We start from the raw sequence: 12555 nt of genomic DNA, 5'->3' as shown, positions 1-12555 counted from the left end.
AACGAAATCTAAATCTCTATGACTATTCTAAATAGCAAACAAGTGACGACAACCAATCGGTAGTCGTCACTTGTTTTACTTCTTATACTAACTTGCTGCTGATAGAGCTACAATAAATTTATTGATCGGTCAGCGATTGAAAGTAACACGGAAATGAAGAGTTTGTCCGCCTAATGTCTTTTTCTAATGATTTTATGAACAACCTCTTCCATAGTTCTTTAAATCAATGCTTTAGACAGTGAAACAAACGTGTAAGTCCCTTCAGGATAATCGCCAAGGCAAACAACGCAACGACGATGACCACAAGGATGACTACACCCTTAAGCAGTAAGTTACCAGTCAAAGCCACCAATAAGCCAGGCACAATTAATACCAAGCCTATTACTGCATACGCGGCCAAAATTCCGAAAATGAATAGCCATACATTGCTTTCGTATTTCGACATAATCTACACCTCCTTGCTGTACTGTATGTACCAATCGGCAAGGCGGTATAATGCAATGTACACGCTTATTAAAGAGTGCTACCATATTTTTTATTTTTAATTAAATGACTTGCTAGCTCAACAAAATAATCTGACCGATTAAACATGGCGTACCCCTATGAAAGAACAATTCCCTATTTCCATTCTGCAAATCAGGCGAGTTTGTCATCTTCCTCAATATTATTCGGTTCACGCACTAAATAATAGTCGTCTTTTGTATAGATTGCGATAATAACAGTCAGTAAGGCAGCAAGTAAAGCAACGAAAAAAGCAACTATGGCCTGTAGGATGATCCAAAATAACCGGAAGAAGCAATTGTATCAAATGCACTAACGATTAGTAGAGAGACTACTCCAACAGGATTCCATATGTACAAATATTCTTGTCGCACTACATAATATGAAGGACCGATTTTCAATATTTTTTTCACGACGAGGGCATTCGTCACTAAAATAGCTGCCCAAGAGAACAGGAATACCCCCTGAAAGGTCATCATCGTATCTAAATGATCCACGATGCCACCTAGCATTAGAAAGATGGCCACCTAAGAGCACCACGCCGTTTAGCGGATTCTTCGTAAGCGGCTGCACGGAATCGTAGTACGGGATCATTACTACATTCTATACCTGGAACGGTAACTGTCGGATCAAACAAGATAGACTCTGCATTGTCGGCACGTAAAGATTTCAATGTTAGAACGCCTACTTCGATTTTCTTTCGATCGTCAGGCCACGCTTTTGTTGGGTCATCTGTAGAGTCCCCTGGTTCTGCTAACTGCATAAGCAAGCGGAAACGTACAGACGTAGTACCCCCGTGCTCCACTTTCTTGATTAATGTATTTTCCATTGAGTTGCCGGTAATCGTACTTTCATTTTGAGGTAGTGGTTGCCACTCGAATCGGACGGCTTGCCGTTGATTTTCTGAATTGACCAGGAAATAGGCGTGTATTGCATAGTAATGTAGTGTTTCGAAGTTTTGGAAAGGTTTGAGTTTCTTCAAAATTGTAGCGAAGGCTTTGTAGTCTGCGTCATGTAAAAGAGAATCAAAACGTTTAGCCCACGTAGTGGAATCCTTGGAAAAAACGTTCAAAAGACGGACAAATGCTTCCGGCGTGTTACTGATGAAGATGGGGACATTGACCATCACAAGGTTCGTGTGTGTTCCATTAGCTAATTGAAATCGAACCGCCATCCCCTTTACAGGATTCAGTCGCTCATTCGGATCGGAGCTTGTAGAACTATGAGAAAAACGTACAACTGCAGGTAACTCTTGTCTCTGTAAGTGCTCGGCCGTAGTCCAAGGAATTGCTGCACCTGTTGGTTGAAATACCGCATCGAAGGCGATACCTGTTGCATGGGCACGACGTAAATGTCTCTGTACTTGACCGATCGATTCAATCGTATCGACTGCCTTCTTCGCTGATAATGGACAATGACTGTTCATTTGAATCACTCCTTTACTAATCACTTTACCCTTAATAAAATCAAAGTAATCGATTAGAAAGTAGATAATCTGGGAAGTACTATAATGAAAACCATTACAAGGAGGAACTCCCTATGAAACGTTTACTCATATCTGTTGTTTCAATCATGACCCTTAGTCTTGCAGCATGTGGTAATGGTACGAAAGAGCCGACCACAGAAAAAGACACAACCAATGCACCAACTAGTCAACCGACAGATTCGACAGCTACTGACACTGCAGGAAAAACGGAGTCGACAGACCAAATGAAAACTGATATGGACAAGTTGTCATTTAGTGAAATCGATGTGGATGTCTCTTATGGCAAGGACAAAGAATATGAAGCAGAAATCGAGCAGGATCTGAATGAACCGATCAAGGCGAAAGTGGAAGATGAACTGAATCAAGTCTTCTTGAAAGGTCAGGATGCATTCGATGATCTTTATCCTAGAGTTCAGCAGCTTCAATTGACAAAGGATAGTACAAATGAAGAAACGATTGATCAAGTATTGAAAGCCTTTGAACTAGAAGCGAATTATGAGAAGTTTGAAGTAGAGATCAAGTTTAACGATGGCAGCAAATTAGACATAGAAGATCGTAAATAACTAAAAGTAACGCAACATAAAAGATCCGTGTAGTTGCACCTGAACATTTTGTTGTGTTCTAAAAGAAGGAGTGCACGGATATGCACGTTGCATACGTGTGAATTAGAATAGACAAGTCCTCTGACGTATCAATTGTCAGAGGACTTGTTTTGTTGATCGATAAATTGTTGAATTTTAGATTTTTGAGCTATCTAACTAACTTGCAGATTATTCCGATTTGTTATACAAAAGGGGTGAGAATATGCTACGATAAAAAAATAGATTGTTTCCAAGATGATAGGATAGGGCGTGATCCACATAAAACATTTAGCAGATATAGTTCAAAAACAGTTGTTAGAAGCGATGCTAGACGGTAGCAGGGTTTCTACATTGGTGACAGATGCTTCACAAGAGGACAATCCTATTATTTACACAAATCGAACATTTGAAAAGATGACAGGTTATTCTCAGGAAGAAGCTATAGGACGTAATTGCCGATTCCTTCAAGGGAAAGAAACAGACCTTGCTGCCTTGATGCAAATTAGAAGGGCGATCCAAGAAAAAAAACCAATTACACTAGTATTGAAGAATTATAAAAAAGACGGTACGCTATTCTGGAACCGTCTTAGCGTACGACCACTTTTAATTGGAGAAGTCCAGTACTTTATTGGGACTCAGACAGATGTGTCCGTTCAGTATAGACAAAAAGAAGAATTAGAAACTAAGGATTCTGAAATCGAACAATTGATGTTGCCTATTATGATGATTCAAGATAATTTGGCGGCCGTTTCACTTATTGGTCAAATGAATGAAGAACGATTTAGTCTATTGATCATGAAATTGAGTGACTTTGTTCATGCAGAAGAAGTCGATCATGTGCTACTTGATATTACAGGGTTATTTTGGAAGCAAGGAACTTCAATTGCACGCTTGTTGGAGATTCAGCAAGTGCTAGAACTTATGGGGAGTCAGCTGTATATAACAGGTGTATCACCAAAACTCGCTCGTAGCATAGCGACCAGTAAAGATCCCAATCAGCGTTTGCAGACATTTTCAAACATTCAACAAGCCATACGTTATATTCAGTAAGGTATGGAAATGAAATAGGCCTTCAGCGTAAACAATTATTGGTTTGCGCTGAAGGCTATCTTTAATTAGTAATGGATATATGAAAGGTGTAATGTAAATGAAAATCAATAAACCGAAAATTTCAGATCAATTAAATTCAGCTACTTTGCTAGATTTATGGAAGGAAGAAGATCCATTCCTGCAAAATTGTATCGTCGTAGATTCAAGCATCGATAGTGAGACAGTGGAGCGCGCTCACTTAACGAATATGATCATTAAGAACTCTAGTTTTCAGCATACGTCCTTACCAGACTTGTTCATTACAGATGTGCGTTTTGAGAACTGTGATTTTTCTAATGCAGATTTGAGTGGTGTCAGTATTCATCGTGCCAGCTTCCATAATTGTAAGATGCTTGGTGTCAACTTTACAGACGCTCGATTCGCTCATGTTTCATTCGAACAATGCATTGGGAATCTATGTGCGTTTGTCCATACTAAGTGGGATCGTGTTCTATTCGAAAAGTGTCAGCTTAAAGATACAGACTTCTTTGATTGTAAGCTAAAGGATACCAACTTCTTCGAATGCAAACTGGATCGTGCCAGTTTTGATGGAACGCCTCTAAAAGGCATAGAACTGAGAACTTCCGAATTCGACAGCCTAACTGTGTCGATGAAGGATCTGGAAGGTTGTATTGTGTCTGTTCATCAAGCAATTCAGTTTGCTGCCATGATGGGATTAGATATTCGAGATGAATAAGCTTGGTAGTTGAATTAATTAGTTTGTGAATCGTTCGATCATCTCGCGCGTCAAGGTAAAACGAGGGTTAGACTTGTCATCATGTACCTCTTCTACTCCTATGACAACAGAAATAACGCGGTTGCCATTAAATACACCCGTACCAGCAAAACAAGAACCAGCTGCGTCTGTGTACCCCGTTTTCAAACCGTCTATGCCTTCCATTGAAAGTGGCATGCCGGGGAGCAATAAATTCGTGTTCCACATTTTCACTTCTTGATTTGTAGTGAAACTTTGCATTTTTGTGAATTCTAAAACTTCGGGGTGCTTATTTATGAGCTTCTGCGCTATGATAGCCATATCATGAGCAGATGACAGATTGGTTTCTTCTTCACTTTTACCTAAATAGCTTCCATCCAACCCGGATGAATTATAAAATGTCGTATGCTTTAATCCAAAAGCTTTAGCTTGTTCATTCATAATGGCGACAAACTGTTCCTCTGTCCCACCGACTAGCTCAGCCAAAGCAATGGCGGCATCGTTTGCTGAAATGACAGACATGGCGGTAAACAGCTCACGAACCGTATAGGTTTGATTGACCGCCATACCAATTTTTGATGCGTTTTTCAGTTGGTTCATGTTTTGTACATACGCACTTGGTTTATATTCCGTATCCCAAGATAGCTTGCCGCTCTGAATAGAGTTCAAAATGATATATTGAGTCATCAGCTTCGTCATGCTCGCTATGGGTAAGGACTCTACACTATTTTTCTTATAGAGAACTTTGCCGGTCTTTGCGTCCATTAGAATCATCGCTTTCGCAGAAACACTCCAATTTTCTTGATCTATTTGTTGGCTATCCCACTTGGTAAAGGTGAAATAGATTCCACCTAGTAAGAGTAGGACTAGCAGTAGCTTCTTCATGAATACACCATCCTATAAGGTTACTACATTCATTATGCGCGAAGATGATGAAGAAAGAGTATAGGTTTTTCTGAAGAATTTATGAAGAAGTGAAATAGGTAGAGAAAGTCTAGTTTCAATCACTTTTTACTTTTACCTAAGATCTCTTCCACTTCATCACAGCAATAGATAGTGCAAAAAAGACAATTGCAGTCCCGATTAAATAAAGAACACTGAATAAGGGAGAAGTGGAGCTTCCGTATATCTCGAAAAATACACCCATATTCAGTTGGAACTCCTCCTTAGCCAGTCTAGGAGCATGAGCGAAAGCCTCTTGCATAGGTTGTTCCATCAACAACTGCCGAAATAGAGCAGCGGAATGTGAGGTAGGGAAAAATTTTATGATCGTCTGCAAGGAAGCGGACAGATTGCCAATGGGAATATAAATGCCTGCTAAAAAACCAAGTAAAGTCCCTATTAAGGTGCTAGCTGCAACAAACGCATTGGCAGTCTTAAAAAATGAAACAAGGAATAAAATCATCGAACCGCTTGCTGCAACGGATAAGAAAATAACACCAATCACTTTTGTTAACTGGATGAATGATAGTATTTCCTCACCTGTAAAAAATAAGATGGCATTTGCTGCAAAGAGCGTCATCAAGCACATGAAAATGCCAATGACGATAGAGCTGATCACGTACCCACCGAAAAGTGAAGAACGTTTGATAGGAGATGCGTAAAAGTCCAAGTATGCGTGTGTTGAGCGATCTTCTACCATGACACCGAACGCTCCTAAAGTAGTGGTAACAGCAGTAACGGCTAAGATTCCAGCAATGATCCATGATAGAAGAAGCCAATCTTTAGCAGGGAAATTAGGCAATCCACTAGCGATTAAATCTCCGAGAAAGAATACATAAAGGGCAAGTAGAATGAGGACGGCAAGCAATGAAAAGAATACTGCCGCTTTATCGCGGAAGTACAATAGCAAGTTCCGTCTAGCGAATCCTAACATGGTCAGCCGTCTCCTCTCCATCGTGAATTTTTATGAATACATCATCTAAACTCGACTTTCGTACTTCAAAAGATGAAATATAGTCTTGATATTGCACTAAAAGAGGAATGGCATCTGCCGTTGTTGGTAAATTGATGAGGAAGGAATAGCCTTCTTCAGTGAACAAGAGCTGACTCTCTAGCAATTGGGTGCGTAATGGTTCTTTTTCATGTGCTGTAATCATGAGACGATCAGCAGAGTATTGATCTTTTAAATCGTCAGGCTTCCCTTTTGCAATAATCTCTCCTTCTTTCATTACGACAACATAATTAGAATTAGCGGCTTCTTCAATATAATGCGTGGTTAAAAAGACTGTCATATTTGTATCACGTTGCAGTTGTAAAATAGTATTCCAAATCTGTTTTCGATTTTGAGGATCTAAGCCAGTTGTAGGTTCATCCAACAATAAGATGTTCGGCTTATGAAGAAGAGCCCTCGCAATATCTACCCGTCTCTTTTGACCACCAGATAATTTGCCATATCGGCGCTTTAAGATAGATGAAATATCCACAACCGCGGAAACTCTTTGAATAGCAGCAAGTCTTTCGGGTTTCGACATGCCATACAATCGAGCCCGTATATCTAAATTTTCTCGTACAGACAGAAGGGGGTCTAAAAAGCTGTTTTGAAATACGACGCCAATTTCTTTCCGAATCGCTTCGTCATCTTTGCCGACAGTTAACCCATTCACTTTTACTTCACCGGCGTCATGTTGCAAAAGCGTTAACATGATAGAGATGGTAGTGGATTTTCCTGCGCCATTTGTTCCTAAGAATGAAAAGAGACTTCCTTTTTCTACATAGAAACTAACGTCCTTCACAGCTTCGATAGAACCATAAGACTTACGCAAACCATTGACTTCAATAATTTTAGACATCCAAATCACTCCTCTTCTGCTGTGTGATAGATTGATTGATTTCTCTTTCAGCCACCTTATTATTCATATAAATCATGATGATAACGAATGTGTAGGCAAAAAGTCCACACAGAGCGACCGTTCCAATATAATAAGCGTGAAAAGGATACACCTCGAAAACAGCCCCAGCGATGAGCAATACGACGATGACACAGACGATTTCAATTAAATGGATAAGTAAAGGCCGGTCAATCGGTAATTGATGCGACAAGAAAATCAATATGGTTATAAGACAGGATATGATAAATAAAGAGACAATCATTTCTTCTGTCATGAGAGGAAAAATGTTAAACAGTCGAAATATATAATAAAATATGGAGCTAAAGGTAAATGCGAAACAAGCTGCTCCTAGATAAATCATTGCACGATTCATTCACGTCACCTCACCCTAAAAAATGTTTTCGAAATGCTTTTACATAATGTCGATTCACGATAACTTTCTCGCCGTTTGATAAAAAGGCTTCAAACCGTCCATTTATTAGAGCTTTCACACTTTCAATCTTCGCTGTATTGACAATGAAATTTTTACTAATTCTCATGAACCTCGTGTGTTTCAACTGCTCCTCGAACTCATATAATTTCTTGTCACTCTCAAAGACGTCTTGGTCGGTATATAAAAACGTTGTATCATTTACTGACTCGATATAAAAAAGTTGATCTGATACCAATGGATAGGTCGTACCGTCTTTCTTTCCTTGGATTGAAAACATCATTTGATTCATCTGTTGAATTAAGCGAGATAATCGCTCGTCAATTTCTGGACAGTTTATGATGATTTCAACGTCTGTAAAGTCGTCTGATTCATGTATTTTTAATCGTATGGTGATCACCTCTAACCCCTAATCTTGGATGAATCGTACCATTTTGGAAGGAACAGAACAATATAATCTAGGTGTCTTGCATGTATCGGAAGGTAACTTACATTTTGTCTGGTATACAGAATTTAATATGTTATCGAATAGTTCTACCTAATCAGTATTGACTTTCATTTTAGCCGAACGTACCATTAAAAATATACGAGATACATAGGAGGCAGCGAACATGACAAATGAACTGCAGCGAGCTATTCAACTATTAAAAAGTAAAAAGTGGGTGGATTTGACCCATACATTTGGTCCTGAATCACCTCATTTTTCTGCTTTCGATGCAGCAGAATTTACGACGCTTTTCAATCATGATGACGGTTTTTTTGCACAAAGTTTTAAATTTGCAGGTCAGTATGGAACACATATTGACGCCCCTATTCATTTTGTGCGTGATACTCGGTATTTAGAAGAGCTCAAACTGAAAGAATTAGTGTTACCTTTAGTCGTAATGGATTTTTCCAAGGAAGCGCAGGATGATCATGATTTCACAGTACGTGTAGAACATATTTTAGGGTTTGAAGAACAGTATGGACGTATTGAGGAAGCCACGTTTGTCGCACTACGAACTGACTGGAGCAAGAGGTGGCCTGATAATGAAGCGTTCTGCAATAAAGATGAAGAAGGGAATAATCGAATTCCAGGATGGGGATTGGAGGCGCTAGAGTTTTTATTCACAGAACGGAAAGTACAGGCTGTGGGTCATGAAACGTTTGATACCGATTCTGCCATTGACTTCCAAAAGCATCAAGCACTTCGTGGTGAATATTATGTGTTGGAACAAGATACCTATCAAATCGAATTAATGACCAATTTGGATCAACTGCCAGCAAAAGGTGCGGTCATTTTTAATATTGTACCAAAACCCGAGAAAGCTTCTGGTTTCCCTGTGCGTTCGTTTGCGATTTTACCTTGATTTCAACGTAAGTAAATGATGAACGGCCGGGTTTCTTTACGATCGCTATCATGGTTTTATCGTTTATAGTATGCTAGAGAGTGAGTGGAAGAAGGATAGATAGAATGTTCGTAAAGGAAGGAGCTAGACGATGAAATTCGGATTTCCACAAGTCATCCAATGGGTATTGCTTGCTGCCTTTCTCATACTTAGCATTTTATTTGCAGTGATATCCTTGGATAGCTATACATTTGATGCCTATTTCATGAGAGCATTACCAGTCGCTGTCCTCGCTGGATGCACGGCGATTGCGCTTGGTATTACTGTAAGCCGACACAATAGATAGGTAGAATGTCGAAATAGAAACTGCGGAGTCCTGTGAGAAAAGGGTTCCGTATTTTTTTTGCGTGTTTACTGACTAATTCATTAGTTTCCACAAATGAACTGGGGATCTATAAAACCGTGCGTCTCTTCTTCTTGTAACTTTATGCACTGCTTGCTATGATGAAGAAATATCAACTTAGACTGAGCGTAGGAGAGAGAGTATGAAAAAAGAATCCATTACATTAGGGCTACTGCTGACCAATTTACTGATCGCATTCTTGGGAATTGGTTTAGTGATCCCTGTTATGCCAACGCTTATGAATGAATTGCACATATCAGGTACAGTTGTCGGGTATATGGTCGCTGTTTTTGCGATGTCCCAGTTACTCGTGTCTCCTATTTCTGGAAGATGGGTCGATACGTTTGGACGGAAAAAAATGATTGTCATCGGTTTGCTCATTTTTAGTGCATCTGAATTTTTATTTGCAATAGGACAAAACTTACCTGTACTCTTTAGTTCTCGTATTTTAGGCGGCGTGAGTGCTGCTTTTATTATGCCTGCGGTTACCGCTTTTATCGCGGATATCACGACGATGGAAACACGATCAAAGGCATTAGGTTTCATGTCTGCTGCCATTTCCACAGGATTTATTATTGGACCGGGCATTGGTGGCTTTTTAGCGGGATTCGGTACCCGGGTTCCCTTCTTTTTCGCTGGTGGACTCGCATTATTCGCGGCCATCTTTTCATTCATAATGCTACGCGAGCCTGCTCGCTATCAGGCAGCGGTGGCAGAGGACGGGAGCAAGCCAGGGTGGAAGCGAGTATTTGCGCGCCATTATTTTATCGTGTTCATAATTATCTTCATTTTGTCATTTGGACTCGCTTCATTTGAATCGATTTTCAGTTTGTTTGTCGATCATAAATTTGGTTTTACGCCTACTGATATTGCGATCATCATTACGGGTGGTGGTTTGGTGGGAGCTCTTGCACAAGTGCTGTTGTTCGATAAACTTGCGAGGCTGATCGGGGAAAAGAGACTGATCTTCTTTTGTCTTGTTTTTTCAGCTGTACTAGTGTTTATCACGACCTTTGTAAGAGGCTATTTTGCGGTATTGGCTGTAACCATTATCATTTTTGTAGGATTCGATTTAATTCGACCGGCTGCTACTTCCTATTTATCTAAAATTGCAGGAAACGAACAGGGGTTTGTCGGGGGAATGAACTCGATGTTTACGAGTATCGGTAACGTCTTTGGACCAATTATTGGAGGCGCTCTATTTGATATAGATGTCGATTATCCGTTTTATTTTGGTGCGTTTGTCTTATTCCTCGGTATCGTACTGAATTATCTATGGATCAAGAAGACGCCTGCTTTCAAGGCGAATATATAGAGGATTGATAGGGGGAGATTGTAATGACGATTATTGGGTTTGTGCGTCATGGCGTGACGGCTTGGAATAAAGAAGGTCGGGTGCAGGGGAGCTCGAATATTCCATTGAATGAAGAGGGAGTAGAGACTGCGGTAAAGTTGGCGGAGCGGCTCGCTGCCAATGAACAGTGGGATATCATATTTACGAGTCCAATGAATCGTGCGAAACATACCGCTGAGCTCATTGCGGCTCGTCTGCCAGATGTGCAGGTGGTGGAAGATGACCGTGTGCGAGAGAGGAGCAGCGGTTTGATTGAAGGGACGACAGAGCAAGAACGAGTGCAGAAATGGGGTCCAGAGTGGCGTGAGCTGGATTTGCAGTTTGAAACTGCAGATCGTGTTTTGGCGAGAGGTCTGGAATTTGTGGAAGAGCAGATCCGATTGAACCGGGATAAACGGATTCTCGTCGTAAGTCACGGAAGCTTTATTAAACGGATGATTGTAGCCATGATGGAAGATGAAAAATATGCGGTAACGATTGATAACACGTCACTGACCATCATAGATGTTGAGAAGAAAAGTTGTTCCCTTTTGAATTGCACAGCACACTTAGTAGGAGGAGTAAATGGAGATTCAATATGAGTTAACCGAAGAAGATGTGGTCGCCTTTAATTTATATCATGTGAAAAATTCCAAAGTCGGCAAGAACTCGCTGCAGTGGCAACGGTTTGTTTCGCCTTTGATATTTTTACTATTTGCTTACTTTTTATCTGTTTTTACAGATATGGCGAGAGGGCCATTGTTTGCTACGTTTGCTTTAACTGCTGTTGTTTGGGTGATTTTATATCCAAAGTACTTTTATTTTCACATTACACGACAAGTACGCAAAATGCTCAAAGAAGGCAAGAATGACGGTCTAGTCGGTGAGCACTTCATGAAAATGAATAAGACCGGCATGACGGATACGACTTCAACTGGAGAAACGAATGTTCAGTGGACAGGCGTACAGCGTATTATAGAAGATGCGGACTATTTTTATATCTATACGAGTACCGTGAGCGCGTATATCCTGCCGAAACGTGATGTATATTCCGAAGAAGCTGTGAAGGCTTATGTGGAGAAGAGGATGGGAAACTAGTAATAGAACACAAGTCCAACAAATGGAGTGGTCCTTATGAATTTACGAATCATTATTCTAATACTCTCTACTATTATTAGTATCATGTCAGCTTGTTCCCAAAAAGAAACGGTTTCAAGTCGGCCAGCACCCGAGCCAGTAACTGGTGGATATATGTTGAAGGAAGACATACGAAATGTGAATGAGCACCTGGACTATGCAGATCGTTCATTGAAAACCATTTATTTTGCGGGTGGCTGTTTCTGGGGAGTCGAAGCCTATATGGCGAGAGTGTATGGTGTGGCGGATACCGAGTCAGGCTATGCGAATGGAGAAGGTGAAAATCCAAGCTATGAAGACGTTATCAAAGGAGATCAGCAATTCGCTGAAACGGTGAAAGTGACGTATGATCCAGAGCGAGTTTCATTGGAGGCATTAATCGATTACTTATTTCGTGTCATAGATCCAACAACGAAAGATCAGCAAGGGAATGATGTAGGCGTCCAGTATCGAACAGGCATTTACTATGATGATGAAAAGGACGCCACGATTGTTAAACAAGCTATAAAGAAAGAACAAGGGTATTATGACCAAGAGATCAAAACGGAAGCGGAACCTTTGCTAAACTTTTATACAGCCGAAGAATATCACCAAGATTATTTAGAGAAGAATCCGAATGGGTACTGTCATATCAACTTACACGTGCTCGATGATGAACCCATCCTGCCGATTGAACAGGATGAAGACATCATCAAAGGGCTAAGTCGTCAAGAGTAATTAG

General features: G+C 40.3%; 17 protein-coding genes. 9 read left to right on the top strand and 8 right to left on the bottom strand.

The annotated features are described in order from the left end of the window. Positions 1–223: 223 nt before the first annotated feature. From GD002_RS06075 to GD002_RS06065, 3 genes are all read right to left on the bottom strand, one after another. Positions 224–445, bottom strand: coding sequence for a hypothetical protein (locus GD002_RS06075; RefSeq protein WP_153731458.1), 222 nt, complete (start codon positions 443–445; stop codon positions 224–226). Between the two features lie 313 nt (positions 446–758). After that, on the bottom strand, positions 759–1013 hold the full coding sequence (locus GD002_RS06070) for a hypothetical protein (RefSeq protein ID WP_194841489.1): 255 nt from the start codon (positions 1011–1013) through the stop codon (positions 759–761). After that, positions 1013–1927: a catalase gene (locus GD002_RS06065; protein WP_153731457.1), complete on the bottom strand. Its 915-nt coding sequence runs from the start codon at positions 1925–1927 to the stop codon at positions 1013–1015. Before GD002_RS06065 ends, GD002_RS06070 begins: the two co-directional genes overlap by 1 nt. Before the next feature lie 113 nt (positions 1928–2040). Between GD002_RS06065 and GD002_RS06060 the strand changes: the two genes are divergently transcribed. From GD002_RS06060 to GD002_RS06050, 3 genes are all read left to right on the top strand, one after another. Then, on the top strand, positions 2041–2550 hold the full coding sequence (locus tag GD002_RS06060; protein ID WP_153731456.1) for a YusW family protein: 510 nt from the start codon (positions 2041–2043) through the stop codon (positions 2548–2550). A 288-nt stretch (positions 2551–2838) separates the two neighbouring features. Further along, positions 2839–3618 (top strand): PAS domain S-box protein, encoded by a 780-nt coding sequence (locus GD002_RS06055; RefSeq protein WP_153731455.1) that lies wholly within the window; start codon positions 2839–2841, stop codon positions 3616–3618. Positions 3619–3715: 97 nt separating this feature from the next. Next, a complete protein-coding gene (locus GD002_RS06050; protein WP_153731454.1) occupies positions 3716–4354 on the top strand; it encodes a pentapeptide repeat-containing protein in 639 nt (212 codons plus the stop codon). An 18-nt stretch (positions 4355–4372) separates the two neighbouring features. Here GD002_RS06050 and GD002_RS06045 read toward each other — a convergent pair whose 3' ends face one another. From GD002_RS06045 to GD002_RS06025, 5 genes are all read right to left on the bottom strand, one after another. Continuing rightward, on the bottom strand, positions 4373–5257 hold the full coding sequence (locus GD002_RS06045; protein WP_153731453.1) for a D-alanyl-D-alanine carboxypeptidase family protein: 885 nt from the start codon (positions 5255–5257) through the stop codon (positions 4373–4375). Positions 5258–5393: 136 nt separating this feature from the next. Then, positions 5394–6248 carry an ABC transporter permease gene (locus tag GD002_RS06040; protein ID WP_153731452.1) on the bottom strand — a complete coding sequence of 285 codons (855 nt, stop codon included), beginning with the start codon at positions 6246–6248 and terminating at the stop codon, positions 5394–5396. Further along, positions 6232–7164 carry an ABC transporter ATP-binding protein gene (locus tag GD002_RS06035; RefSeq protein WP_153731451.1) on the bottom strand — a complete coding sequence of 311 codons (933 nt, stop codon included), beginning with the start codon at positions 7162–7164 and terminating at the stop codon, positions 6232–6234. Before GD002_RS06035 ends, GD002_RS06040 begins: the two co-directional genes overlap by 17 nt. Next, positions 7157–7576 (bottom strand): DUF3021 family protein, encoded by a 420-nt coding sequence (locus GD002_RS06030; protein ID WP_153731450.1) that lies wholly within the window; start codon positions 7574–7576, stop codon positions 7157–7159. Before GD002_RS06030 ends, GD002_RS06035 begins: the two co-directional genes overlap by 8 nt. A 10-nt stretch (positions 7577–7586) precedes the next feature. After that, positions 7587–8033, bottom strand: coding sequence for a LytTR family DNA-binding domain-containing protein (locus GD002_RS06025; protein WP_153731449.1), 447 nt, complete (start codon positions 8031–8033; stop codon positions 7587–7589). A gap of 211 nt (positions 8034–8244) precedes the next feature. Here GD002_RS06025 and GD002_RS06020 point away from each other — a divergent pair, with 211 nt between their 5' ends. From GD002_RS06020 to msrA, 6 genes are all read left to right on the top strand, one after another. Then, entirely contained in the window at positions 8245–8982 is a 738-nt protein-coding gene (locus tag GD002_RS06020) for a cyclase family protein (RefSeq protein ID WP_153731448.1), read from the top strand. Positions 8983–9112: 130 nt separating this feature from the next. Next, positions 9113–9307, top strand: a complete 195-nt coding sequence (locus GD002_RS06015) for a hypothetical protein (RefSeq protein WP_153731447.1) — start codon at positions 9113–9115, stop codon at positions 9305–9307. Between the two features lie 199 nt (positions 9308–9506). Next, the gene (locus tag GD002_RS06010) at positions 9507–10679 is read left to right on the top strand and encodes an MFS transporter (RefSeq protein WP_153731446.1); all 1173 of its coding nucleotides are present in this window, start codon (positions 9507–9509) and stop codon (positions 10677–10679) included. 23 nt (positions 10680–10702) lie between these two features. Continuing rightward, positions 10703–11299 carry a histidine phosphatase family protein gene (locus GD002_RS06005; RefSeq protein ID WP_153731445.1) on the top strand — a complete coding sequence of 199 codons (597 nt, stop codon included), beginning with the start codon at positions 10703–10705 and terminating at the stop codon, positions 11297–11299. Beyond that, positions 11283–11795: a YcxB family protein gene (locus tag GD002_RS06000; RefSeq protein ID WP_153731444.1), complete on the top strand. Its 513-nt coding sequence runs from the start codon at positions 11283–11285 to the stop codon at positions 11793–11795. The genes GD002_RS06005 and GD002_RS06000 overlap by 17 nt, the downstream gene beginning before the upstream one ends. Positions 11796–11831: 36 nt before the next feature. Beyond that, the gene (gene msrA, locus GD002_RS05995; RefSeq protein WP_153731443.1) at positions 11832–12551 is read left to right on the top strand and encodes a peptide-methionine (S)-S-oxide reductase MsrA; all 720 of its coding nucleotides are present in this window, start codon (positions 11832–11834) and stop codon (positions 12549–12551) included. Positions 12552–12555 lie beyond the last annotated feature (4 nt).

The organism is Sporosarcina obsidiansis (assembly GCF_009651005.1).
Classification (GTDB): Bacteria; Bacillota; Bacilli; order Bacillales_A; family Planococcaceae; genus Sporosarcina; species Sporosarcina obsidiansis.
The sequence above is the reverse complement of the archived record's forward strand: the minus strand, read 5'-3'. Positions and strand labels throughout refer to the sequence as shown.